At 61.2% G+C, this 24,102-nt stretch carries 25 protein-coding genes, 1 tRNA gene and 1 pseudogene; 16 read left to right on the plus strand and 11 right to left on the minus strand.

The window, feature by feature from the left end; genetic code table 11:
- Positions 1 to 40: 40 nt before the first annotated feature.
- The 4 genes from secDF to EFR00_RS02845 all read left to right on the plus strand — a co-directional run bounded on the left by secDF (position 41) and on the right by EFR00_RS02845 (position 4,371).
- Complete coding sequence (gene secDF / locus EFR00_RS02830; protein ID WP_077993953.1) at positions 41 to 2,581, plus strand: protein translocase subunit SecDF; 2,541 nt, start codon at positions 41 to 43, stop codon at positions 2,579 to 2,581.
- A gap of 4 nt (positions 2,582 to 2,585) precedes the next feature.
- On the plus strand, positions 2,586 to 2,972 hold the full coding sequence (locus tag EFR00_RS02835; protein WP_077993951.1) for an Mth938-like domain-containing protein: 387 nt from the start codon (positions 2,586 to 2,588) through the stop codon (positions 2,970 to 2,972).
- Positions 2,973 to 2,974: 2 nt separating this feature from the next.
- A complete protein-coding gene (locus EFR00_RS02840; RefSeq protein ID WP_077993948.1) occupies positions 2,975 to 3,832 on the plus strand; it encodes a phytoene/squalene synthase family protein in 858 nt (285 codons plus the stop codon).
- 71 nt (positions 3,833 to 3,903) lie between these two features.
- Positions 3,904 to 4,371: a hypothetical protein gene (locus tag EFR00_RS02845; protein ID WP_077993945.1), complete on the plus strand. Its 468-nt coding sequence runs from the start codon at positions 3,904 to 3,906 to the stop codon at positions 4,369 to 4,371.
- A gap of 55 nt (positions 4,372 to 4,426) precedes the next feature.
- Here EFR00_RS02845 and trmFO read toward each other — a convergent pair whose 3' ends face one another.
- The 3 genes from trmFO to EFR00_RS02860 form a co-directional block, all read right to left on the minus strand.
- Positions 4,427 to 5,863 carry a methylenetetrahydrofolate--tRNA-(uracil(54)-C(5))-methyltransferase (FADH(2)-oxidizing) TrmFO gene (gene trmFO, locus EFR00_RS02850; RefSeq protein WP_077993943.1) on the minus strand — a complete coding sequence of 479 codons (1,437 nt, stop codon included), beginning with the start codon at positions 5,861 to 5,863 and terminating at the stop codon, positions 4,427 to 4,429.
- Between the two features lie 100 nt (positions 5,864 to 5,963).
- Positions 5,964 to 6,107 (minus strand): DUF1127 domain-containing protein, encoded by a 144-nt coding sequence (locus EFR00_RS34170; RefSeq protein WP_004678841.1) that lies wholly within the window; start codon positions 6,105 to 6,107, stop codon positions 5,964 to 5,966.
- Between the two features lie 299 nt (positions 6,108 to 6,406).
- A complete protein-coding gene (locus EFR00_RS02860; RefSeq protein WP_004678838.1) occupies positions 6,407 to 6,553 on the minus strand; it encodes a DUF1127 domain-containing protein in 147 nt (48 codons plus the stop codon).
- Between the two features lie 898 nt (positions 6,554 to 7,451).
- On the opposite strand from EFR00_RS02860, the gene EFR00_RS02865 reads away from it, so the two are divergent.
- From EFR00_RS02865 to EFR00_RS02885, 5 genes are all read left to right on the plus strand, one after another.
- Positions 7,452 to 8,555, plus strand: coding sequence for a DUF2157 domain-containing protein (locus tag EFR00_RS02865; protein ID WP_077993941.1), 1,104 nt, complete (start codon positions 7,452 to 7,454; stop codon positions 8,553 to 8,555).
- Positions 8,552 to 9,142: a GDYXXLXY domain-containing protein gene (locus EFR00_RS02870; RefSeq protein WP_077993938.1), complete on the plus strand. Its 591-nt coding sequence runs from the start codon at positions 8,552 to 8,554 to the stop codon at positions 9,140 to 9,142. The genes EFR00_RS02865 and EFR00_RS02870 overlap by 4 nt, the downstream gene beginning before the upstream one ends.
- 152 nt (positions 9,143 to 9,294) lie before the next feature.
- Positions 9,295 to 9,379, plus strand: a tRNA-Leu gene (locus EFR00_RS02875).
- A gap of 204 nt (positions 9,380 to 9,583) precedes the next feature.
- Positions 9,584 to 11,065 carry a trigger factor gene (gene tig / locus EFR00_RS02880; protein WP_077993935.1) on the plus strand — a complete coding sequence of 494 codons (1,482 nt, stop codon included), beginning with the start codon at positions 9,584 to 9,586 and terminating at the stop codon, positions 11,063 to 11,065.
- 187 nt (positions 11,066 to 11,252) lie between these two features.
- Positions 11,253 to 11,675 carry a nuclear transport factor 2 family protein gene (locus EFR00_RS02885; RefSeq protein ID WP_009996534.1) on the plus strand — a complete coding sequence of 141 codons (423 nt, stop codon included), beginning with the start codon at positions 11,253 to 11,255 and terminating at the stop codon, positions 11,673 to 11,675.
- A 94-nt stretch (positions 11,676 to 11,769) separates the two neighbouring features.
- Here the strand turns inward: EFR00_RS02885 and EFR00_RS02890 are convergent, their stop codons facing one another.
- The 7 genes and pseudogenes from EFR00_RS02890 to map form a co-directional block, all read right to left on the minus strand.
- Positions 11,770 to 13,539, minus strand: coding sequence for a B12-binding domain-containing radical SAM protein (locus EFR00_RS02890; RefSeq protein ID WP_077993934.1), 1,770 nt, complete (start codon positions 13,537 to 13,539; stop codon positions 11,770 to 11,772).
- 162 nt (positions 13,540 to 13,701) lie between these two features.
- A complete protein-coding gene (locus tag EFR00_RS02895; protein WP_009996532.1) occupies positions 13,702 to 14,253 on the minus strand; it encodes an exonuclease/endonuclease/phosphatase family protein in 552 nt (183 codons plus the stop codon).
- Between the two features lie 56 nt (positions 14,254 to 14,309).
- On the minus strand, positions 14,310 to 15,716 hold the full coding sequence (sthA, locus tag EFR00_RS02900) for a Si-specific NAD(P)(+) transhydrogenase (RefSeq protein ID WP_077994095.1): 1,407 nt from the start codon (positions 15,714 to 15,716) through the stop codon (positions 14,310 to 14,312).
- 131 nt (positions 15,717 to 15,847) lie between these two features.
- A pseudogene (locus EFR00_RS02905) lies at positions 15,848 to 15,958 on the minus strand (JAB domain-containing protein); the annotation flags it as partial.
- Between the two features lie 4 nt (positions 15,959 to 15,962).
- On the minus strand, positions 15,963 to 17,150 hold the full coding sequence (locus EFR00_RS02910; RefSeq protein ID WP_077993933.1) for an alpha-hydroxy acid oxidase: 1,188 nt from the start codon (positions 17,148 to 17,150) through the stop codon (positions 15,963 to 15,965).
- A gap of 105 nt (positions 17,151 to 17,255) precedes the next feature.
- On the minus strand, positions 17,256 to 18,080 hold the full coding sequence (gene radC / locus EFR00_RS02915) for a RadC family protein (protein ID WP_077993932.1): 825 nt from the start codon (positions 18,078 to 18,080) through the stop codon (positions 17,256 to 17,258).
- A gap of 7 nt (positions 18,081 to 18,087) precedes the next feature.
- Positions 18,088 to 18,924 (minus strand): type I methionyl aminopeptidase, encoded by an 837-nt coding sequence (map, locus tag EFR00_RS02920; RefSeq protein ID WP_077993931.1) that lies wholly within the window; start codon positions 18,922 to 18,924, stop codon positions 18,088 to 18,090.
- A gap of 236 nt (positions 18,925 to 19,160) precedes the next feature.
- On the opposite strand from map, the gene EFR00_RS02925 reads away from it, so the two are divergent.
- From EFR00_RS02925 to EFR00_RS02930, 3 genes are all read left to right on the plus strand, one after another.
- Positions 19,161 to 19,820, plus strand: coding sequence for a TetR/AcrR family transcriptional regulator (locus tag EFR00_RS02925; RefSeq protein WP_009994753.1), 660 nt, complete (start codon positions 19,161 to 19,163; stop codon positions 19,818 to 19,820).
- A gap of 131 nt (positions 19,821 to 19,951) precedes the next feature.
- Complete coding sequence (locus EFR00_RS32895) at positions 19,952 to 20,125, plus strand: hypothetical protein (RefSeq protein WP_009994755.1); 174 nt, start codon at positions 19,952 to 19,954, stop codon at positions 20,123 to 20,125.
- Positions 20,122 to 20,454, plus strand: coding sequence for a DUF6105 family protein (locus tag EFR00_RS02930; protein WP_077993930.1), 333 nt, complete (start codon positions 20,122 to 20,124; stop codon positions 20,452 to 20,454). The genes EFR00_RS32895 and EFR00_RS02930 overlap by 4 nt, the downstream gene beginning before the upstream one ends.
- Here the strand turns inward: EFR00_RS02930 and ruvX are convergent.
- Positions 20,391 to 20,885, minus strand: a complete 495-nt coding sequence (gene ruvX, locus EFR00_RS02935) for a Holliday junction resolvase RuvX (RefSeq protein WP_038692501.1) — start codon at positions 20,883 to 20,885, stop codon at positions 20,391 to 20,393. The two genes, EFR00_RS02930 and ruvX, sit on opposite strands and share 64 nt — an antisense overlap.
- A gap of 113 nt (positions 20,886 to 20,998) precedes the next feature.
- Between ruvX and EFR00_RS02940 the strand changes: the two genes are divergently transcribed.
- The 4 genes from EFR00_RS02940 to EFR00_RS02955 all read left to right on the plus strand — a co-directional run bounded on the left by EFR00_RS02940 (position 20,999) and on the right by EFR00_RS02955 (position 24,101).
- Positions 20,999 to 21,703 carry a metal-dependent hydrolase gene (locus tag EFR00_RS02940; protein ID WP_009992750.1) on the plus strand — a complete coding sequence of 235 codons (705 nt, stop codon included), beginning with the start codon at positions 20,999 to 21,001 and terminating at the stop codon, positions 21,701 to 21,703.
- 68 nt (positions 21,704 to 21,771) lie between these two features.
- Complete coding sequence (gene gatC, locus EFR00_RS02945) at positions 21,772 to 22,059, plus strand: Asp-tRNA(Asn)/Glu-tRNA(Gln) amidotransferase subunit GatC (protein WP_009992749.1); 288 nt, start codon at positions 21,772 to 21,774, stop codon at positions 22,057 to 22,059.
- Between the two features lie 57 nt (positions 22,060 to 22,116).
- Positions 22,117 to 23,598 carry an Asp-tRNA(Asn)/Glu-tRNA(Gln) amidotransferase subunit GatA gene (gene gatA, locus EFR00_RS02950; protein ID WP_077993928.1) on the plus strand — a complete coding sequence of 494 codons (1,482 nt, stop codon included), beginning with the start codon at positions 22,117 to 22,119 and terminating at the stop codon, positions 23,596 to 23,598.
- On the plus strand, positions 23,589 to 24,101 hold the full coding sequence (locus EFR00_RS02955; RefSeq protein ID WP_077993925.1) for a GNAT family N-acetyltransferase: 513 nt from the start codon (positions 23,589 to 23,591) through the stop codon (positions 24,099 to 24,101). Before gatA ends, EFR00_RS02955 begins: the two co-directional genes overlap by 10 nt.
- The last annotated feature ends 1 nt before the right edge of the window (position 24,102 follow it).

The raw sequence follows: 24,102 nt of genomic DNA on the forward strand, positions 1-24,102 counted from the left end.
CGATAACGGCAAACCGCCGGATCGGAAGATCGTCGAGAGAATGTTGCATTTTTCCCGCTGGAAAACACTTCTGATTTGGCTGGTTGCGTTTGCGGCCGTCGTCATCGCTGCGCCCAATCTGCTGAGCGAGGCACAGCGTGCCTCTCTGCCGGATTGGCTGCGAAACGATCGCGTGATGCTCGGCCTCGATCTGCAGGGCGGTTCGCATATCGTTCTGAAGGTCGAGCGTTCCGATATCGTCAAGGACCGCCTGGAAGAGGCAGTCGCGAATGTGCGCAACGCGCTGCGCGGCGCCGGCATCCGCTATACCGGGCTGACCGGCAACGACCGGACCGTCACTGTCCGGATCACCGATCCTGCCGAGACGCAGAAAGCGGTCGATCGTCTGAAATCCCTGACGATGACCGGCGGCGATTCCGCCGCCGGACTCGCGCTGCAGCAGGGCGGCGAAGGGCAGCTTTCGCTGCAGATTTCCGACGCCGGCATTACAGCTGATGTCGCCTCCGCCCGGACCCGGTCGCTCGATATCGTCGGCCGGCGCATCGCCGGATTCGGTTACGAGAATTTCCTCGTTCGCCCCGACGGGGACGACCGAATCACCGTGCAGGTGCTGGGATCGGTCGATGCCGAGCGGTTGAAGAATCTCCTTAACCAGCCGGCCAAGCTTTCCTTTCATCTGATCGATGAAAGCATGTCGGGGCAGGAGGCGCTGAACGGCCGCTGGCCGGCGACATCGCAGGTGCTCTATTCGCTGGACGATCCGCCGGTTCCCTATCTCGTCGACCGTACGGCCTTTGTCACCGGCAGCAACATGGTCGACGTCGAGCCTGTGGTGGATCCGCAGACCCAGGATGTCTCGATCACCTATCGCCTGGACGCGGAAGGCACGCAGCGGCTGGCTGAGGCGACGGCGCGGAATATCGGCAAGCACCTTGCCGTCGTCTTCGACGACCAGGTTATGTCGGCGCCGGCCATCGATGCGGCGATAACCAACGGCGAAGGTCGGATCTCAGCGAACTTCTCCGAGGATGGCGTCCGCGACCTGGCAGTCATGCTGCGGGCAGGGGCCCTGCCGGCAACGCTGACGAGCGTCGAGGAACGCAGCGTCAGCCCGCGCTTCGGCGCCGACTCCATCTTCTCCGGCCTCATCGCCGGCTTCAGCGCCGTCGTGCTGGTCGCAGCATTGATGATCGCGCTCTATCGTATTCTCGGCCTTGTCGCCGTCGTCTCGCTCTTCTTCAATCTGATCTTGATCATTGCGGCGCTCAGCCTTGCCGGCGCGACGCTGACCTTGCCCGGTATTGCCGGCATCGTGCTCATCGTCGGCATGGCGGTCGATTCCAACGTGCTGATCTACGAGCGCATCCGCGAGGAGGAGAAAACCGCCCATTCCTTTGCGCAGGCCGTCGAGCGCGGTTTCTCGCGCGCCTTCGCAACCATCGTCGATGCGAATGTCACGATCTTCATCGCCGCCGTCATTCTCTTTTTCCTCGGCAGCGAATCCATTCGTGGATTCGCCGTGACACTGGCGGTCGGCATTCTGACGACGGTTTTAACGGCATTCACGCTGACCCGCTCGATCGTCGCCGTATGGCTGGCGCGACTCCATCCACGGCACCTGCCGAAAAGCGTCCTGACCCATCTCTTCGAGCACGCCAATATCCGGTTCATGGGGATCCGCCGCTATGTCTTCACGGCGTCGGCTGCGATCTCGCTGATTGCCATGGCGGCTTTTGCCACTGTCGGCCTGCAGCTCGGCATCGACTTCACCGGCGGCTCGCTTATCGAGGTGACGGCGAAACAGGGCAATGCCGACATCGCCGATCTCAGATCGCGCCTCAACGATCTCAATCTCGGCGAGGTCGGGGTCGAACGCACCGGCGGGCCGGCCAACGCGCGAATCCGCATCGCGTCCCAGGGCGGCGGAGAGAATGCCGAGCAATCGGCAGCGACGCTGGTGCGCGGCGAGCTCGAGGCGGATTATGATTTCCGCCGCGTCGAAGTCGTCGGCCCTGCGATCTCGGGCGAATTGACGATGATGGCGACGCTTGGCGTCGTTGCCGCGCTGGCGGCAATCCTGCTCTACATCTGGATCCGCTTCGAGTGGCAGTTCGCCATCGGCGCCATCGTCGCAACGCTGCACGACGTCATCATCATGCTGGGGCTTTTCGTGCTAACCGGTATCGAATTCAATCTGACGAGTATCGCCGCGGTGCTGACGATTGTCGGCTATTCCCTGAACGACACCGTCGTTGTCTATGACCGGATGCGCGAGAACCTGAAGCGTTACACGAAGATGCCGCTGCCGATCCTGATCGATGCCTCGATCAATCAGACATTGTCGCGCACCGTCCTGACGGCGGCGACGACGCTGCTTGCCTTGCTGGCGCTCTACCTGTTCGGCGGCGACGTCATGCGGTCGTTCGCCTTTGCGATGCTCTTCGGTGTCGCTCTCGGAACTTTCTCTTCGATCTATATCGCCGCTCCCGTGCTGATCGTCTTCCGGCTGCGGCCGGAAAGCCCCGACGGGCAAGAGAGCAACAAGACGGATGCTAGTGTAAGATCCGGCACGGTGGTTTGAAAACATGGCAAAAGGCATAGAAATCCGCGCCGCGCATTTTCCCGGCCGCGCCCCGATCGATACTTACGGCAATGGCGGTTTCCGTTTTGCCGACATGTCGCATCGCGGCTCGATCCTTTGCCTGCCCTCCGGGGTTCATGGCTGGGACATGGACATGTCGAAGCCGCTGTCGCCTGAAAATTTTCGCCGCGTGTTGGAAGAGGCCGGCGATATTGAGGTTCTGCTCGTCGGCACAGGAACCGAGCTTCGCCGTCTGCCCGAGGAATTGAAGCAGGCGCTGAAGGCGCGCGGCGTCGCCTCCGATCCGATGAGCACGGGTGCCGCAGTGCGCACGTTTAATATCATGCTCGCCGAACAGCGCGCCGTCGCCGCGGCATTGATTGCGGTCTGACGATGGCGGAAGGAAATATTGCGACGAACCAGGATATCTGCCTGGCGATGCTGCGCGACAATGATCGCGACCGCTATCTCGCCTGCCTTCTGTCACCGCAGGACAAGCGCGGGGCGCTTGCGGCGCTTTACGCTTTCAATGCCGAGCTTGCCCGCATCCGCGACCTGGTGCACGAGCCGCTGCCAGGCGAGGTGCGCATGCAATATTGGCGTGACCTGCTGGAAGGCAGTGCGCATGGCTCGACGGCGGCCAATCCCGTCGCCGTGGGCCTTCTGGGCGCAATCGAAACGCATCGCCTGCCTCGTAAGACGCTGATCGATATGATCGAGGCTCGCACTTTCGATCTCTACGACGACCCTATGGAAACGCGTGTTTCGCTTGAAGGTTATGCCGGCGAAACGGCGTCCGCGCTGATCCAACTCGCAAGCCTTGTGTTGTCGCCTGAGGCAGCCGCCCAATCGGCCGGCGCGGCCGGCCATGCCGGTGTCGCCCAGGCGGTCGCCGGCCTGCTGCTGCTGATGCCGCTGCATCGTCGCCGCGGCCAGCTCTATATTCCGCTGCAGATCCTTTCGGCCACCGGCCTCGACCGCGATACCTTCCTTGCCGGCGAAGACCGGCCGCGCATCTCCGCCGCCGTCGAGGCCTTCGCCGGCCTCGGCCGCGAGCATCTGGCAAAGGCAAGGGGGGCAGGACCGATTGCGCCGGCCGTCTTTCCGGCCTTCCTGCCGGTCACGCTGGCCGAGCCGGTGCTCCGCAAGGCACAGAGGCGTGGCGCCCTTGTGTTCGAGCGGCCGCTGCAGCCGCCGCAATGGCGCCGCCAGCTCGCAATGGCGCTGGCTGCATCGCGCAGGAAAATCTGAGATCGGTCAAATTCGCGCAAGTCTCGCGCGCTACAAGCTCCTCACCGCTACCCATTGAACGGAGACTCGGCGTGGGCATTATCGTCTGGTGCGTCCTTTTCGCCATCGTCATTTTCTTTGCCTTCGTGGCAACACGCATGGCTGCGCAAAACAAGGACGACAGCCTGCACGACACCGGTCTCGCCATCATCGAGTTCGGCCGCGCCTTTCCCAACGAGGCGATCCGGCAGTTGCAGGCGACTGAAAACGGCCAGGCGATCTTCGTGCGTCTACACGACAACAAGGCTGGCCTGATGCGCAACATGGCGCGCCACTTCTCCTGCCATCTGATCGAGCCCGGCCGTGTGCGCGTGGTAAGCTCGGAGACGGGCAGGGGACTGGCGATCGATTTTCTCGACGCCCCTCATCACAACGGCAAGTTCGAATTCGCCTCGCCCAAGGAGGCGTCCGAGGTCGCGCTCTGGCTGCTCGGCAACTACATCGCCGAGCCGGATAAGGATCTGCCTCCGGGCACTATCGCCGCGGCGAACAAACAGTAGAAGTGTTGCTTACGGCTTTGCGCGCTTGAAAAGACGCCCAAAAACGGTTTCAGCATTATGCAGAGGCGCTTTCGGCAACCCCCTGCGTCTGGCCGAGCCAGGCGGCGCAGTCAGCAAGCGCGCGACGCGCGATCAACTGCCGTTTCATGATCGTCTTGTCCTTGCCGCGGAAACGCTTCACGCCCTCGGGCTTGACGATCGAACCCGGCTGAAGCTCCGGAAACAGCCCGAAATTGATGTTCATCGGCTGGAATGATCGTTTGCCGGGCTCCTCGTCGGAGACGATGTGGCCGCCGGTGATATGACCGAGCAGCGAGCCGAGCGCGGTCGTTGCCGGCGGCAGCAAGATCGCTTCGCCCTTGCGTTCGGCGGCGGCGAAACGGCCGGCCATCAGCCCGACGCTGGCGCTTTCGACATAACCCTCGCAGCCGGTGATCTGGCCGGCAAAGCGCAGGCCGGGCCGCGATTTCAATGTCAGCGACGGATCGAGCAAGGTCGGGGAGTTGATGTAGGTGTTGCGATGCAGACCGCCGAGGCGGGCGAATTCGGCATTTTCCAGTCCGGGGATCATCCGGAAGATTTCCGCCTGCGCGCCGTATTTCAGCTTCGTCTGGAAACCGACCATGTTGTAGAGCGTGCCGAGCGCATTGTCCTGGCGCAATTGCACAACGGCATAGGCCTTGACTGTCGGATTATGCGCGTTCGTCAGCCCCATCGGCTTCATCGGCCCGTGGCGCAGCGTCTCGCGGCCGCGTTCGGCCATCACTTCGATCGGCAGGCAGCCGTCGAAATAGGGGGTGCCTTCCCATTCCTTGAAGCCGACGGTGTCGCCCGCTATCAACGCATCGACGAAGGCATTGTACTGCGCCTCGTCCATCGGGCAGTTGATGTAGTCCTTGCCGGTGCCGCCGGGGCCGACCTTGTCGTAGCGCGACTGATACCAACAAATATCCATGTCGATGCTGTCACGATAGACGATCGGCGCGATGGCGTCGAAGAAGGCGAGCGAATCCTCGCCCGTCTGCGCCTGGATGGCGCTGGCGAGCGATGGCGCCGTCAGTGGCCCGGTGGCGACGATGGCAAGATCCCAGTCGCGCGGCGGCAGGCCGGTGACTTCCTCGCGCACGACGGTGATGAGCGGGTGATCGTGGATCGCCTTGGTCACGGCTTCAGAAAAGCCGTCGCGATCGACGGCCAGCGCGCCGCCGGCCGGCACCTGGTGGCGATCGGCGGCGGCCATGATCAGCGAGCCCGCCATGCGCATCTCGGCGTGGATGACGCCGACGGCATTGCTGGTCGCATCGTCGGACCGGAAGGAATTGGAGCACACGAGCTCGGCAAGAGCGTCAGTCTTATGTGCGTCCGTGCCGCGCACCCCTCGCATTTCATGCAGAATGACGGGAACGCCGGAGCTGGCGATCTGCCAGGCGGCTTCCGAACCGGCAAGCCCGCCGCCGACGACGTGAATAGGAGGATAGGAGATCGTGTTCATTCCGGGCTGATATCATGTCGGCAGATGCGATCCAACACCCCCGAATCAAAAACGGCGCCCTGATGGCGCCGTCTTGAAGCATCGTGCCGGTTACCCGCTATTAGCGGAACGAGCGGGATGCAATATTGCGGATGTCGTAGCGGCTGACGCCGATGTCGGACAGGGTCTGGTTCGACAGGCTGCCGAGTTCGTTGAGTGTACGGCGGTAGCTGAGCCAGCTTTTTGCAATGCGGATCGGGTTCATTGTCATCTTCCTCGAACAAATGTCCGCTGGACGGCGGGATCGCCTGTCTCTCTGCGGTTGATGTTTACATAGGCGCAAACCCTCTCATTGTGCAGTGCAAATAAAAGGCGTCTGCCATGCAAATGTGCAATATGATGCTTCAGAAATAAGCGGTGAACATTTTTTGAGCGGACAAAGGAACCAGGAAGATCCTGTAACCGCGACGACCGTCGATCGCCGAAAAAGAAAACGCCCGCTGTGGTGCAGCGGGCGTTTTAATCTTGGAGGGATCTGCTTGGGAGGAAGCAGAAACCTTTGAATTAACGCGAAGAAGCTTCGCGGGCAACGCGATGGATGTCCGAACGGTCGATGCCGAGGTCATGCAATTCGCGGTTGGTCATGCGGCCGAGTTCGGTGACCGTCTGACGATACTTGCGCCAGTTGTTGAAAGAGCGTGTGATGTTCATGTTAAGCCCCTTTCCGAGGGTTTGATCTGCCAGCAGCCACCCATCGGCGCTGACCTCTATTTGATGGCCGGAATATATGTTGCGGCGCGAAGAACGAAAACAGCCAAGTTTTCAGGTCACCTATGCGAGATATGCAATGCTTTACACAATCTTACCGCACTCTGGTCAACGATTAGGCAAAGTCACTTGAGCGAATACTCGAGCTTTGAAGTGGCGAAGGGGCTGCGATGAGGAAAACCCGCCTCTGGCGAGTTGCGCGCTGGGCAAGTGATCCGGTGCCGGTTCGACAAGCCTGTCCGTCATTGCGTCTGGCCGCCGCAAAGCGTCGCGATCACGAATCCGGCGCCACGGCTTGATGCGAAGAAAAATCCGGTGAACCTTGTTTTCTCGGTGGCGCAGCGCAACCAGCCTCGAGGTGCTAACGCCTTGAACTTACGTAGTATGCCGTCATCAAATAAAACGCCCGCCGGGGGAGGATCCGGCGGGCGCATTATAGTGACTGGCAACTGGGAGGAGGAGTGTCGCCAGTCTATCGCGGCGCGCTTGGGAGGAGGAGTGCGCGGCTGCGAATCTCGTCACGGACAAAGCCATCCGCGGGCGTCCGGCAGTGCCGGGCCGGGGCGCCACCCCCGTGCTTCGATATGTCGGTAAATAGTATGACTAATTGATATTTTGCAGTGCAATAATTACATGTGAGATATGCCGATCGCGCATACCTCGTCCTTCATATGCTGATGTTAGCAGTTCCGACGTTAGCGCCCGGTTAACACCTGACCCAAATTAGACCAATGAGGAATTTGCATATTCAGCGCTGAGGCGTTTGCGAAGCTGCCTGCTGCGTCTATAAATGACGAAGCCGCAGCGCCGGGCGAGCGTCGCGAAACTGAGGGGTGGAATCATGTATCGCGGCAGATTGGAGCGGGATCTCTCGCTCTGGGTGGGCAAGGGTCTGCTGGCAAAGGAAACGGCCGGCGCGCTTCTCGCCGAATATGACAGCCGCCCGGCCAGCTTCAGCCTCGGCCGGGTGCTGATGGGGCTGGCGGCGGTGCTGCTTGCTGCTGCCGTTCTGCTGGTCGTCGCCTCCAATTGGGAAGCCATTCCGCGCCTCGTCCGCGTCGGCGCCATCCTCGCTCTGATCTGGGCGGTGCATATCGCCGCCGCCCTGATGCTCGCACGCGGTGCGACAGCCGCTGCAAGCGGCCTGCTGGTCATCGGGGCGATGAGCTTCGGGGGTGCCATTTCTCTGGTCGGGCAGATGTATCATCTCTCCGGCGACCAGCAGACGGTGATGTATCTCTGGTTCGCCATCGCGACGATCTCGGCGATCCTGTTCCGTTCGGGCGCTGTGGTGGTCGTCGCCGGCTTCCTCTCCTGGGCCTCCTTTGCCGTTTACCTCGAGAATAATGACACGCATTGGATCGGGCCTGATCCCTGGATGGCGCCTGTTATGGCGGTGATCGTCATCGCGCTGGTGCGTTACACCGGCGCTGCGCGGGCTCGTCATCTGGCCTATTTGCTGATGATCGGCTGGCTTGCATGGCTCTACACGCTTTATGAGGAGATGGCGGTAGCGCTTGCCTTCGCCATCGGCGGCATGGCGGTTTTCGTGCTGACGGCGTTGCCGCATCCCCGTATCGCGCCACTGGTCAGGAGTGCCGGCGCGGCCCCGGCATTCTACAGCTTCCTCGTCGCGGCGATCGGCTTGCTGCTGCTGCATATCGAGATAGAGCAGGGATGGCGGCTGGTGGTGCTCGGTCTGGCGACACTTGCCGCCGCCGTGCTGGCGATCGCGCTGCATGGCAGGAACAACGGTGCCGTGCGTTACCTTGCCTATACGGCCTTCGCTGCAGAGATGCTCTATCTCGCTTCCGTGACCGTCGGCTCGATCCTCGGCACGTCGAGCCTCTTCCTGTTTTCCGGTCTCGTGGTTGCGCTGGTCGCATGGATCGTCATCCGTCTCGAGCGGCGCTTTTCGGCAAATGCACGGGAGGAGCTCGCATGAGCTCGTTGATGGCACGGCTGCAGTCCGGCAAGGGCTACCTGCTTTCGGCAATCATCGTCGCCGGCCTGCAGACTGTGATCCTCGGCACGATCATCCAGAGCCGGGCGTCGATTCTCACCAACGGCACCGAAGTGCTGCTGAAGACGGCCCCGGTCGATCCGCGTGATTTCCTGCGCGGCGATTATGTCGTCCTGAACTACGACATTTCCACTGTGCCGGTGCAGACAGTTTCCGGCGGCATTCCGGCGGAGCCGGGCGAACGCACGCTGTGGGTCCGGTTGAAGAAGCAGGGGGACGGTTTTTGGACGGTGACCGAATCGTCCTTCCAGACGCTGCCGCGTCAGCCGGAAACGGTGATCCTGCGCAGCCAGCCATTCTATAGCGGCGGACTGGCTGCGGGTGACAGCAACCGCGTCGAATACGGCATCGAGCGCTATTACGTCCCCGAAGGTCAGGGTAAACCGCTGGAGGAGGCGCGCAATGATGGCAATGTCGCCATAGCGGTGCGCGTTTCGCCTGACGGAAGCGCGCAGATTCGCAGTCTGCTCGTTGACGGCAAGCCGGTTTACGACGAGCCGCTTTACTGATCCCGCAAGCCTTCGGAGCAGGGCGGCTGGAGACCTTAAATCCCTTGTCATTTGCCGTTCATTTTTCCTTTGCCTCGACCAAATCGGGTGATATAGAGACGCCGCGCTCCGGAAGGCCTCATGCGCAGGCATAGGCATGCGGTTCTGTGGACGCGGGTATGGTGAAATTGGTAGACACGCCAGATTTAGGTTCTGGTGCCGCAAGGCGTGGGAGTTCAAGTCTCTCTACCCGCACCAGGCTGTTTGCAGGGGGAGACTAAGATCTTAGTTGTCCCCGAATGACCGAAGGTTGTTCCGAATACTCGGAAGTGAGTGCCGTTCCCCTTTTTGGCGGAATGATACAGGAATTGGGAAAAGCCACGCGCGGCACGCAGCCGGCGTCGTGCTCATCGAAACGAACGGCGTCTGGGCACGGCCGCCACGACATGAAGGTAGGAAGACATGCAGGTTATCGAAACGCTCGCTGAAGGGCTGAAGCGCGAAATCAAGGTCGTTATCCCGGCCAAGGACATGGAAGACAAGATGAATGCGCGTCTTGCCGATGTGAAGGACAAGGTTCGCATCAACGGCTTCCGTCCGGGCAAGGTCCCCGCAGCTCACCTGAAGAAGGTCTATGGCAAGTCGATCATGGCCGAACTCGTCAACGAGATCGTCCGCGAACAGCCGTCCGCCATCCTGTCCAGCCGCGGCGAAAAGTCGGCCACGCAGCCGGAAATCGCCATGACGGAAGACAAGGACGAAGCCGACAAGATCCTCTCCGCCCAGCAGGATTTCGAATTCACCCTTTCCTATGAAGTGCTGCCGCCGATCGAGCTGAAGTCGGTCAAGGGCATCAAGGTCACGCGCGAAGTCATCGACATCTCGGATGACGAAGTCAACGAGCAGGTCCTGAAGGTTGCCGAAAGCGCCCGTTCCTACGAAAGCAAAACCGGCAAGGCCGCCAACGGCGACCGCGTCACCATGGATTATGTCGGCAAGGTCGACGGTGAAGCCTTCGAAGGCGGCACCGACCAGGGCGCCGAGCTGGTGATCGGTTCCGGCCGCTTCATCCCGGGCTTCGAAGACCAGCTCGTCGGCGTCAAGGCCGGCGAAGAGAAGACCATCACCGTGACCTTCCCGGCCGACTACCCGGCCAAGAACCTCGCTGGCAAGGACGCGACCTTCGACATCACGGTCAAGGATGTTGCAGCCCCCGGCGCTGTCGAGATCAACGACGAACTCGCCTCCAAGCTCGGCATCGAATCCGCCGACCGCCTGAAGGAGATCGTCCGTGGCCAGATCGAATCGCAGTACGGCTCGCTGACCCGCCAGAAGCTGAAGCGTCAGATCCTCGACCAGCTCGACGAGATGTACAAGTTCGACACTCCGGCTTCGCTCGTCGACGCCGAATACAACGGCATCTGGAGCCAGGTGAACAACGACCTCGCCCAGTCGGGCAAGACCTTCGAGGACGAAGACACGACCGAAGAGAAGGCGCGTGAGGAATACAAGACGCTCGCCGAGCGTCGCGTCCGCCTCGGTCTCGTTCTCTCCGAGATCGGTGAAAAGGCCGGCGTCGAAGTGACCGAAGACGAAATGCAGCGCGCCATCTACGATCAGCTGCGCCAGTATCCCGGCCAGGAAAAGCAGATCCTCGAATTCTTCCGCAGCCAGCCGGGCGCCGCCGCCTCGATCCGCGCCCCGATCTTCGAAGAGAAGGTCATTGATCACCTGCTGACCGAAATCGACGTCACCGACAAGAAGGTGACGAAGGAAGAACTGCTCGCCGAGGGAGAAGGCGAGGCCAAGGCTGACACCAAGAAGGCGGCGCCGAAGAAGAAGGCTGCCGCCAAGGCCGAAGCTGCCGACGCCGCTGAAGGCGAGGAAGCCGCTCCGAAGAAGAAGGCTGCTCCGAAGAAGAAGGCAGCCGACGAAAGCGCCTAATAATCGCTTTTCAGTTCTGAAGCTTGGAAAGGCCCCGCCATCGCGCGGGGCCTTTTGTTTTTTCGGATCATCCGGACGGTTCATTCTCCAATGCCGTCTTCGTGGTCTTGTCTTGAATGCAACAACAAAGAGTTGAAATGAAGTAGTATTCAAGGCAGATTTTACGGGGGAATGGGAGGACCGGAAAATGACTTCAACGCATGAGATGAAAAAGCTGGTAGAGGAAATCTATGCTGTGCGTGGTCGCGGCGATATCGAGGGCACGCTGGCGCTGCTCGGCGAGAATTGCACCTTTCGCATTGTCGGCAATACGCGGATGGCGCCTTTTTCTACTGAAACAGGCGGACCTGCCTTTCGCCAAGCGATTACGCAGCTGATCAATGACTGGGATCTGTCCGGCATGAGGACAGCTGGGATGTATGCCGATGAGGACCATGAGGTGGTCGTTGCGCATCGTGAAGGCGAGGTCCGACATATCCCGTCAGGGGTGCGCTTCCGCACCGAGTTCATCGACAAGATCCATTTCAGTGGCGGCAAACCAGTGAAGATCGTGGAATTTCTCGATACCCTGCAGGTGGCTGAGACCAGCCAAATGATCCGAGTGGCTTAGTCGCCGGTCAAAGTCGGAGCGCCAGGCTTCGCCTTTGACGTCTCCGGTGATTTCCGGCCAACAGGGCGTCAGCCGCCGTTGCCGGGATTGCAGCTCAATGCCGTGTCAGCTCCGCGACTTTCCGGACATGGCTGACGGCCGCCGCTCCCCCGGCGGTTTTGGTGAAGAGGCTGAGCGTCTCTTCCTCGTCGTCGGCGACCGGCGTCAGAGCCTGATCCGTGTAGCTCTTCGATTTGGCATCCCACGAAATCAGGAATGCCGAAATTGTCAGGCCGATAATCGTGCCGGCGAGCGAAGCATGTTTGCTCAAAGTTTCCCAGGCAAAGCGCGGCCAGAAGACCAGCGGGTTTTCGCGCGGCAGTTCCGGGCGTCGCTCGGCCGGCGTCTTCAGGCGCATGAGGCCGCTCTGCAGCGGATGCACGTTTTCCAGCGGAACGGTGGTCGCGAAGGAGACGAGAACCTTGACGAGCCTTGCGAGCGGCACCCCGGTCGCGACAGCGCGGCGCAGCAGCGTCTTCATATGATCAGGCGAATAATAGAGCGACCAGGCCTCGTGGTAGATGTCCTCCCACTCCTGCTTGCTCATCTTCTGATGCGCGGTGCAGACGTGCTCGACATCGTAGATGTTGAGGTCGCCATCCATCTCGACGCCCTTCTTCCACAGGACCTGATGGTCCTCGGAACCCGGCAACGGCGTCAGGATGAAGAATTCGATGACGTCGAGCGGCAGCTCTTCCTGAATGATCGCAATATCGCGGCGGATCGATTCCGGCGTGTCGGCGGGGAAGCCCAGAATGTAACCGGCCAGCGTCATGATGCCCTGCGCCTTCCAGGCGAGCAGCATCTTGCGGTATTCGGTGATCTTGTTCTGGTTCTTCTTGGCGGCGGTCAGATTGTCCGGATTGACGTTTTCAAGACCGATGAACACGCGGGTGACGCCGGCGCGCCGGGATTTCTCGATGAAGTTCGGGATTTTGTGGCAGAGCGTGTCGACCTGGATCATCAGGCCGAGCGGAATTCCGTCCCGCTCCTTGAGCTCGATCAACCGGTCGAAGATCGCTTCCCAATCTTTGTTGCGGGCGAAATTATCGTCGGTGATGAAGAATTTGTGGATGCCCTGCGCCCAGTTCATCCGCACCAGCTTTTCGACATCGTCGGCCGAGCGGAAGCGCGACTTGCGTCCCTGCACGTTGATGATGGTGCAGAACGAGCACTGGTAAGGACAGCCGCGCCCGGCATCGAAGCTGGTGCTGAGGCCGAGCGTGCGCTGGATATTGTCCTTCGGCAGGAAGGGAACCGGTGTGCCGCCGATGCCGGGAAGGTCGTTCATGAAATTGTAGAGGGGCTTCAGCTCGCCGTTGGCGGCATCGCGCAACACCATGTCCAGCCGCCCCTCGGCCTCGCCGGCGAACATCGAGATGCCCATGTCGCGGCAGGCGTCGAGCCCGACCGCCTTGCCGTCGAGCATCGACAGGCAGCCGGATACATGAAAGCCGCCCATCGAAACCGGCAGGCCGGCATCACGGAAGGGGCGGGCGATATCGAGCGCGCGCGGATACTGGTTTGACTGGACGCCGACCAGCGCGACCATGCCGAAATTGCCGTGGCGCTTGAACTGGGCGAGCAGCCTGGGGAAATCGATCCGCGTATTGGTCTCGTCGATGACGGTGATATCGATTGCGGTATCGGGCCCGAGCACCTGGCGCTCGGCGCATTCGGCGGCGATGCCGTAGAGAGCTGCGAGTGAATTGGAAGGGATCATCGCCCGCCACCAGCGGATGACGTAGCCGTCGTCATCATAATGCGACGGCTTGATCAGGATGAGCTGAAAACGTCTGCGTGCGGCTTCCAAAGCATGGGACAAGAGTATCTATCTTTCTTTAGAAACGTCTGCCCGGAGGCAAAATGGCGTTGAGGGCACAAATCAGGCACGGCGTATTAATGCGATTGATCACGGTTCAACCTAAGGCGTAAAATCGTACATTGCGCGCAAAAGTTTGGGCGGCGCGCGCCGTTCCTCAATATACTACACGATATCGAGCAGCAATGCGCGGTGGTCGGAGACCTCGGGGCTCGCCACCACCTCGAACTTGGCAATTTTCACCTCCGGCGTCACCAGCATGTAGTCGGCAAAGCGGCCTTGCTTCAGATAGTAGGAGGTCCGCGTATCGACAAGGCCGTTTCCGGTGACGAGATCGGAAAGACCTAATCGGGCGAGGATCTTAAAGGTCGCACTGTCAAAGTCTATCGCCTGGGCGATGACGGAATGCGATTTGCGCACGAAGGTCGCCAGCCCGAATTCGGCGACAATGGCGGCATCGCCGTCGAAGAGCGTGCCTCGCGATGTCGGGCAGAAGAAGCCGTCATGGCCGGGCAGGGCGGCGCTGATCTCCGCAAACAGATTGGCGCGCTGCGGCAGCTCCAGCCCCGAATCGCGATAGATCGGCCATCCGGAACCAGGATCCGGCGCCCGCAGCACCTCCTGCAGGCACAGCACATCAGCATCGGACTGCCTGACATAATCGATCAGGGCTTCATGCAGCCTGCCGCCCCATGCGTTCAGGGAAATGATGCGCAATGCCTTCGGCGCCCTTCAGGTGGCGGGATTGAGATGGCTGCTCTGTCGCCGTGCGGCTACAGTTCCGACTTGATGTCGCCCATCCGGTTCCAAGCATCGAGCCCGGCGATCTTGTAGGCTTCGGCGAGCGTCGGATAGTTGAAGGTGTTCTCCACGAAATATTCGACCGTGCCTTTGAGATTGAGCACCGCCTGGCCGATATGCACCAGCTCGGTGGCGCCTTCGCCGACGATATGCACGCCGAGCAGGCGGCGCGTCTTCAGCGAGAAGATCAGCTTCAGAAGTCCGGTGTCGAGACCCATGATGTGGCCGCGCGAGGTCTCGCGAAAGCGGGCAATACCGCATTCATAGGGAATACCGCGCTCTTTCATTTCCTCTTCGGTCAGGCCGCAAGTCGAAATCTCCGGCACGGCATAGATGCCGTAGGGGAAATATTTCTGCGGCTCCTTGGCAACCGCCCCGATCGCTACGCGCGCGGCGATGCGGCCCTGTTCCATCGAGGTCGAGGCGAGGCTCGGAAAGCCGACGACGTCGCCGGCGGCGTAGACGTTGGCAACCGATGTTTGAAACGTCTCCGGGTTGACCTTGAGGCGGCCGCGGCTGTCGGCTTCGAGGCCGATGGCCTCAAGGTTCAGCATGTCGGTCGCCCCCATACGGCCGGCGGCGAAGAGCACCATATCGGTGGTCAGGCGCCGACCGCTATCGAGCGTCAGCTCGACCTTGCCGTTTTCGAGCTTCTCAACTTTGTCGGCCTTCTGGCCGAGCAGTAGCTTCATGTTGCGGTCGCGCAGCTGATAGGTGAAGTCCTCGATGATTTCCTTGTCGATGAAGTCGAGCATCGTCGCCTTGGGGTCGATGACGGTGACGGCGGTGTCGAGTGCGCTGAAGATCGTCGCGTATTCGATGCCGATGACGCCGGCGCCGATGACGATCATCGAGCGCGGCAGCTCCTCGATGTCGAGCAGTTCGTCGCTGTCGAGGACCGTCTTGCCGTCGAAGGGGATGTAATCGGGGCGGAACGGCTTGGTGCCGACGGCGAGCAGCACGCTGGCGGCGCTGACCTGGGTGATCTCGCCGTCATCCTTGATGACCTGCAGCGTCGACGTATCGACGAAGCTCGCCCTGCCGCGCATATGGTGCACACGATTGCGGGCGAACTGATGCTCCAGCACTTCCACTTCATGGTTGAGCGTAATCAGCAGGCGACGGCGCAGATCTTCGGCGCTGATCTCCTGCTTGACGCGGTAGGATCGGCCGTAAAAACCGCGTTCGCGCCAGCCGGAAAGATTGAGCGCGGTCTCGCGCAGCGTCTTCGAGGGAATGGTGCCGGTATGGACGGACACACCGCCGACGCGCTTACCCTGCTCGATGACAAGCACTTTCTTGCCGAGCTTGGCAGCCTGGATCGCGCCGCGGCGCCCCGCAGGACCGCTACCCACCACAACGAGATCGTACTGAAACATCATCAAGCCCCGGATTGGAATGGAATCATTTGCGACAAAAATGTCGCGCCTCATCGGTAGCCGGTCAATGTTACAGATTGTTTTACGACCGCCGATTCAGCCGGACCTGTGTTTTATCAGCTTCAGCATCTTCAGGCGACATGGCCGTTCTTGCCGATGATGATCTGGTCGTGGACGATGATATCAAGTGCTTTCACCGCGTCGATGATCAGCTTCGTCCTATCGATGTCAGCACGCGACGGCTTTTCATGCGCGGGTGATGTAGTCCGCAGAAATATCGCCCACCTTGGTAACGCCGAGCAACGCCATATTGCTATGCAGTTCCGCCGTCAGGATATCCGCCGCCTTCAGCACGCCCGGCAGCCCCGCGACGGCTGCGGCATAGAGGAACGGCCTGCCGACGAACACGAAACGGGCCCCCAGCGCCAGCGCCTTCATGATATCAGTTCCCCGCCTGATGCCGCCGTCGATCATGACGGCAATGCTGTCTCCGACGCGTGCCGCAATCTCCGGAAGGACCTGAAGGGGAGATGCGGTGCCGTCGAGCTGGCGGCCGCCATGATTGGAGACGATCACGCCATCCGCCCCGGTATCGGCCGCCCGTGCTGCGTCTTCGGGATGCATGATCCCCTTGACCACGAGCTTGCCGGACCACCTCTTGCGGATCTGCTCCAAATGGGCCCAGTTGAGATGGTCACGCCTGCCGAAATCGCGCATGACGTTGGAGGAGATGATCGGCGCGCCTCTTGTGGCATAGGAATTTTCAAAATGCGGAATGCCGTGCCGGGCGATCGTGCGCAGCAATGTGCCGGTGGTCCAGCGGGGATGCGAGATGCCTTGCCATGCCAAGCGGAGGCCGGGACGCAAAGGCGTCGAAAATCCAGCCCTGACATTGTTTTCGCGGTTGGGCAGCGTGGCAGTGTCCACGGTCAGCAGAAGCGTGTCGATGCCGGCCGCACCGACGCGATCGATGAGGGCATCAATACGATCGGGTTCGCCGGGCAGATAGGCCTGAAACCATGCTGGTGGCGAAGCCGCAGCGATCTCTTCCAAGGGGATAAGCGACGAGCCGCTGATGATCATCGGGATTCCCGATTGGTCCGCGCCTTGCGCGAGCACGATGTCCCCCCGATAGGCCATCAGCGCGCTGATCCCCATCGGCGCGATGCCAAACGGGGCGGCGTGGGTCTTGCCAAAGAGGCTCGTCTCGGTGCTGCGCGTCGAGACGTCTCGAAGGACCCGAGGCCGGAAGGCATAGGCCTGGAAGGCCTCGGCGTTACGCCGCAGCGACGCATTGGTCTCGGTCGCGCCGGCGATGTAACCGAACAGCGGCTTCGGCAAATGTCGCCGTGCCTTCATTTCAAAGTCGTCGAGGCAGAGCACGCCGCGGCAGAGCCGGGTCGATCGATCAATGTTACCGCTGCGGATCGTCATGGAGCTTCATCTTCTCGGTATCCCCAGCGGGCATTGTTCAGCGAATGGAGCGCAGATTGCATACAATCGCGCGCCACCGACTGCTGTCAACTCCAGCCTTGCTTCTCAGATCAGCTTCAGCCCCTTGAGGCTGACATGTCCGTCCTTGCCGATGATGATGTGGTCGTGGACGGTGATGTCGAGCGCCTTGGCCGCCTCGATGATCACCTTCGTCATGTCGATGTCGGCGCGAGAGGGCGTCGGGTCGCCGGAGGGGTGGTTGTGGACGAGGATGATCGCTGTTGCCGAAAGCTCGAGCGCGCGCTTGACCACTTCGCGCGGATAGACTGGCGTATGGTCGACCGTGCCGCGGCCCTGTACCTCGTCGGCGATCAGCACGTTGCGCTTGTCGAGGAAGAGGATGCGGAACTGTTCGCGGGTCTCGTGCGCCATGGCGGCGTGGCAGTATTGAATGACCGAGGACCAGGAGGAGAGCACCTGTTTGCTTCTGATCTCGCTTTTCAACGTCCGGTGGGCCACCGTCGAGATCAGTTTCAGGTCGAGGGCTACATTCTCGCCGACGCCTTTGACCTCGGTCAGCAACGCCGCCGGCGCGCCAAAAACGCCGGAAAGTGAGCCGAAGCGTTCGATCAGCGCCTTGGCGATCGGCTTGGTGTCGCGCCGCGGGATCAGGCGGAAAAGCAGGAGCTCGAGGATTTCATAATCGGCCAGCGCCGTGTCGCCCTGCTCGCGGAAGCGGTCACGCAGCCGCTCGCGATGACCGTGGTAATGTTCCGGTGCGGAGAGCGAGGCGGGCAGGGCGGTCCGGGCATTCGGCACGGTTGGGTTTTGCGGCCGGCCGCCGAAGAACGAACGTTCGTCGGCAACAGGCTCTTCAGTCGCGAAAGGCAGCTCGTCGTCAGAAGATGTTGCAGCAGGCCCCTTCGCCATCGGATCGTCACCTGGCAAGCGACGGCAGTCCGGGCCGGTCGAGCCCAGCAGGTGACAGCGTGAAGATCTCGCAGCCGTCGGCGGTGACGCCGACCGTATGTTCGTATTGTGCCGAAAGCGAGCGGTCGCGGGTCACCGCCGTCCAGCCGTCGGCCAGCACCTTCACATGCGGCCGGCCGAGATTAATCATCGGCTCGATGGTGAAGATCATGCCTTCACGCAGTTCGGGCCCTTCATTGGCGCGGCCGTAATGCAGGATGTTCGGTGAATCATGGAACAGCCGGCCGACGCCGTGGCCGCAGAAATCGCGCACCACCGAACAGCGCTCGGCCTCCGCATAGGTCTGGATCGCTTCGCCGATCGCCCCGGTGCGGGTGCCCGGCCTGACCGCGGCAATGCCGCGCATCAGCGATTCATAGGTCACTTCGAGCAGTCGCTCGGCGGCGCGCTTAACGGTGCCGACGGGATACATCCGGCTGGAATCGCCGTGCCAGCCGTCGAGCACGAAGGTGACGTCGATATTGACGATATCGCCTTCGCGCAGCGGCTTGTCGTTCGGAATGCCGTGGCAGACCACATGGTTGATCGACGTGCAGGTCGACTTGGTGTAGCCGCGATAGTTCAGCGTCGCCGGATAGGCGCCGTGGTCCATGCCGAAATCGAAGACGAACCGGTCGATCTCATCGGTCAGCAGGCCGGGCTTGACGATATCGGCCAGCGCATCGAGGCAGCGGGCGGTCAGCTGGCATGCCTTGCGCATGCCTTCGAATGCTTGCGTGTCGTAAAGCCGGATGGCGCCGGTGTTCTTCGGCGGCGCGGAAGAGGCTTCGATATAGTTCACCATTGCAGGGCCTTAGCGGAGAATATTAGCTTTGTTCATAATTCAGCTATGACGGGTTCGTCCATCGCGATCAACCGTCGGGGTGAGATTTCTCAAGGGATTTGGCCGCCTCAAGCAGCCATTCGCAGCCGAATTATTCGTGCCGAACGAAATATCCACAATCTTCCCAAAGGGATAGGATTGATCGGAGGAAGCCTCCCCGCTATTCACCGATTGGTGACAGCGGGGAAGGGTCGGTCATGCTGAATGAAGCAATAAATCTTGATAGTTCGCCCGGCGCCGGTGGCGAGCCGGAACGGCGGGTGCGCGATCGCGGCGCCACCGAGCGCGCCATCCTTGCCGCCGCAAAGGGCCTGCTGGCGGAAGAAGGCTTCCAGAATTTCGGCATCAATGCCGTCGCCCGCCGCGCCGGTTGCGACAAGCAACTGATCTACCGGTATTATGGCGGCCTTGACGGTCTGGTCGAGGCGATCGGCGCCGATCTCGGCACATGGGTGAGGGATCGCATTCCGGAAGATGCTGGCGGCATGTTCCTGCTCACTTACGGCGATCTGATGGAGCGGTTGGCGCTGCTTCTGCTCGACGCCTTGAGAAATGATCCGCTGATGCGCCGCATCCTCGCTTGGGAGGTATCGGAAAATACCGAGCAGGTGAGGCGCCTTTCCGAAGCACGATCGAAGGCTCTCGCCCTTTGGCTGGATCGCATGCGCGGCTCGCTGGCGCCGCCGAAGGGTGTGGATGCGGCGGCTGTCAATGCCGTCGTCATCGCTGCAATCCAGCATCTCGTGCTTGCCGGGTCCGCCGGCGGCCAATGCGCCGGCCTGTCGCTCAAGACATCAAAGGACTGGGAGAAGGCGGCGACGGCGCTGAAGCGTCTCGTTCGCGGCGTCTATGGCTGACATTTCCGTTACCCACAGGAGGCGGATGCGGCGTTAACCTTAACGAATGGTTTACGTTGCGTGGGGCGGGTTAAGCCGACACTGTGACACCAGCAGAGATGGTACGAGTGAAAGTCCCCGAGTTGACATCCATGGGAAGCAAGATCGCCAAAGCCGCATTTTTGGTGACGGCAATGATGTTCTTCGCGCTCCTGGCGCTGGATATTGCAATTCCGACGCTGGTGCTTTGCACCATGGCATTGTCGACTTGGTTGGTCTCCCTCGATCTGCCCGTCGCGCGCAAGCATGGAGGAGAGGCCGCATGAAGTGGTTTCTGATCTTCTGGGCCGGCCCCATCGTCTTTCTGGGCGGATGGTACTGGCTCTCTTATTACGACATCAATTTCGGCATCTTCATGCTGACACGGCAGGTCCATGACCTGACGTTCCAGATCTACGGCGAGGCGCTCGGCATGCCGCCGGAGGCTATCCCGCCGCTCGTTGCCCGGGCAATCGCCGTCGACAGTGTCATCGTCTTCGCCCTCCTTGGCTTCAGAAAGCGCAAGTCGATCATTGCCTGGTGGCAGGCGCGTCAGGCGCTGAATTCCTCCCCTGCAGATCTTGCCAGCAAGGAAAGTCTGTCGAGCGCGCCCTGAAGAATGAAGCTGGCCGCGGCCGAATCGATCCGTTCGGCGCGTTTGGCGCGCGAGACGTCCATTTCGAGCAGCGTCCGTTCGGCCGCAACCGTTGAAAGCCGCTCATCCCAATAGACGAAGGGCAGCGCCGTTTTCTGCTCCATGTTGCGTACGAAGGCACGCGTCGCCTGCACGCGCGGGCCCGCCGATCCGTCCATATTCATCGGCAGGCCGATCACGAAGCCCGCGACCTTTTCCGTTGCCGCGAAATCCAGCAGCGCCTGCGCATCGATGGTGAATTTGACACGGCGGATCACCGGCCGTGGCGTGGCGAAACGCCGTCCGAGGTCGGACATCGAAAGCCCGATCGTCTTGGTGCCGAGATCGAGGCCGGCAATCGCCTTCCCGGGGGCGAGGGTTGCGGCCATTTCCTCGATGGTCAGCACCGTCATTGCCATTTCATCCCGTCAAAAGAAATTGAAGTCGCCGCCGCTTTCCTTCGCCGGCGCATGAGATATGTCCTTACCATCGAAATCAGATTTTGCATCACGTAAGGAGAGATTTTATGAAGATCACCTGGCTTGGCCATTCCGCCTTTCGCATCGAGACCGGAAAGGCGAAGATCCTGCTCGACCCGTTCCTCAATCATAACGCTTCCTTTGCCGGCCAGGACATCAAGGATGTTTCTTCAGGCATCACCCATATCCTGCTGACGCACGGCCATGGCGACCATGTAGGCGATACGGTCGCGCTCGCCAAGGAAACCGGCGCCGTCGTTCTCGCCAATGCCGATCTCGCCGGTTGGCTGGGTTCCAAGGGCGTCGACAGGATCGAAATGGGCAATACCGGCGGCACGATCACCTTCGGCGGCTTCTCGGCGACCTTCACCAATGCGCTGCATTCCTCCGCCCAGATCACCGAGGACGGCGTCTCGCATGCGCTTGGCAACGCCAACGGACTGATGCTGCATTTCGACGACGAAGCCTCGATCTTCGCCATGGGCGACACCGATATCTTTTCCGACATGGGGCTGATCAACGAACTGCACCAGCCGGATATCGGCTTCGTGCCGGTCGGCGACCGCTTCACCATGGGCGGCGCAGTGGCGGCACTCGCCTGCCAGCGTTACTTCAGCTTCAAGACCGCGATCCCCTGTCATTTCGGCACCTTCCCGATCATCGATCAGACGGCCGATAAGTTCATTGACGGCATGGAGGGATCGAAGACTGAGGTGAAGGCGCTGAAGCCTGCCGAGAGCCTGTCGATCTGACGAAACCCCGTTGCACCGGGCGGACATGGCCTTTATAGCGATAGGAAAAATCCTATCCGGAGAATGCCATGTCCGTCGATCTTGCCACCGTGAAGCGCGTCGCCAAACTTGCCCGTATTGCCGTCTCCGAGGACGAGGCAAACCGCATGGTCGGCGAGCTGAACGGCATCTTGGGCTTCGTCGAGCAGCTCTCCGAAGTCAATGTCGACGGCGTCGAGGCGATGACGTCGGTCACCCCGATGGCGATGAAGAAGCGGACCGACGAGGTGACCGATGGCAACAAGGCGGCCGATATCGTCGCTAACGCACCGGTCACCGACCACAATTTCTTCCTGGTGCCGAAAGTCGTCGAATAGGGCGCCACAAGCCTCTTTCCGACCCTGTTGCCATTTAAGATCTGAAGCGAAAACACGATGAGCGAACTTACCAGCCTGACCATTGCCGAAGCCCGCCGGAAGCTGCGCGCCAAGGAAATCACCGCACTCGAACTGACCGACGCTTACATCGCGGCGATCGATGCGGCCAATGAGCGGCTGAACGCCTATGTGAAGGTCACGCCGGATCTGGCCCGCGTCATGGCCAGGAAATCGGACGAGCGCATCGCCGCCGGCACGGCGGGCGAGCTCGAAGGCATTCCGCTCGGCATCAAGGATCTCTTCGCCACCGTCGGTGTCCACACCCAGGCCTGCAGCCATATCCTCGATGGGTTCGAGCCGCGTTATGAATCAACCGTCACGCAGAACCTTTGGGACGACGGCGCCGTTATGCTCGGCAAGCTGAACATGGACGAATTCGCCATGGGCTCGTCCAACGAGACCTCCTATTACGGCCCGGTGATCAATCCCTGGCGGGCTGAGGGCTCCAACCAGCAGCTCGTTCCGGGCGGCTCCTCCGGCGGCTCGGCCGCCGCCGTCGCCGCGCATCTTTGCGCCGGCGCCACCGCAACCGATACCGGCGGCTCCATCCGCCAGCCGGCTGCCTTCACCGGTACGGTCGGCATCAAGCCGACCTATGGCCGCTGCTCGCGCTGGGGCACCGTGGCTTTCGCGTCCTCGCTCGATCAGGCCGGTCCGATCGCCCGCGACGTGCGCGATGCCGCGATCCTTTTGAAGTCGATGGCAAGCGTTGACGCCAAGGACACGACCTCGGTCGATCTGCCCGTGCCGGATTATGAGGCAGCCCTCGGCCAGTCGCTGAAGGGCATGAAGATCGGCATCCCGAACGAATATCGCGTCGACGGCATGCCCGAGGAGATCGAGACCCTGTGGCGCCAGGGCATTGCCTGGCTGAAGGATGCCGGCGCCGAGATCGTCGATATTTCGCTGCCGCACACCAAATATGCGCTTCCGGCCTATTACATCGTCGCCCCCGCCGAGGCCTCCTCGAATCTGGCGCGCTACGACGGCGTGCGCTACGGCCTGCGCGTCGACGGCAAGGATATCGTCGACATGTACGAGAAGACGCGCGCCGCCGGCTTCGGCCAGGAAGTCAAGCGCCGCATCATGATCGGCACCTATGTGCTGTCGGCCGGCTATTACGATGCCTATTACATCCGCGCCCAGAAGGTCCGCACGCTGATCAAGCACGATTTCGAACTCGCCTTCGACGCCGGTGTCGACGCCATCCTGACCCCGGCCACCCCATCCTCTGCCTTCGGCGTCGCCGACGAGAACCTCGCCGCCGATCCGGTGAAAATGTATCTGAACGACATCTTCACCGTGACGGTCAACATGGCTGGCCTGCCGGGCATCGCCGTGCCTGCCGGCCTCGACCACAAGGGCCTGCCGCTCGGCCTGCAGCTGATCGGCAAGGCCTTCGACGAGGAAACTCTCTTCAAGACCGCTTACGTCATCGAACAGGCCGCCGGCAAGTTTACGCCGGCCAAGTGGTGGTAACGGATCTCACGATCCGAACGATAGTCCCCGCCGACCACGAAGCGGTCGGTGCCGTCGGCTTCGCCGCATGGGCCGCAGGCGGCGCCTTCGAGGATTGCTATCGCGATCCTCATGTGATCGCCAAGGTACAGCAAGAGTTCGCCGCCTTTCCACATGAGACGAAGGGCGAAATCTTCGTTGCTGAACAAGCGGGCGAGATCGTCGGCTGGACAGCACGGGAAGGCGAACGGAATTATGTGTCCGATCTCTGGGTGCATCCGTATTCTCAGGGCAAGGGTGTCGGCCGGGCTCTGCTGTCGTATTTATATGAGCTGATGGCGGCCGAAGGGCTGGCGACGGTCCGGCTCGACACACATGCAAGGAATGAGCGCGCGATCCGTCTCTACGAACGCTGCGGCTTCACCATCATCTGGCATGGCGTCGAATTCTCCAAGAGCATGGGCGTTCCGCTCGAAAAGGTGCATATGGAGAAGCAATTGGCTGATCGACCAAATCGGAGATGAG

Origin of the sequence: Rhizobium sophoriradicis (genome assembly GCF_003939025.1) — a bacterium.
In the GTDB taxonomy this organism is placed as follows: Bacteria; Pseudomonadota; Alphaproteobacteria; order Rhizobiales; family Rhizobiaceae; genus Rhizobium; species Rhizobium sophoriradicis.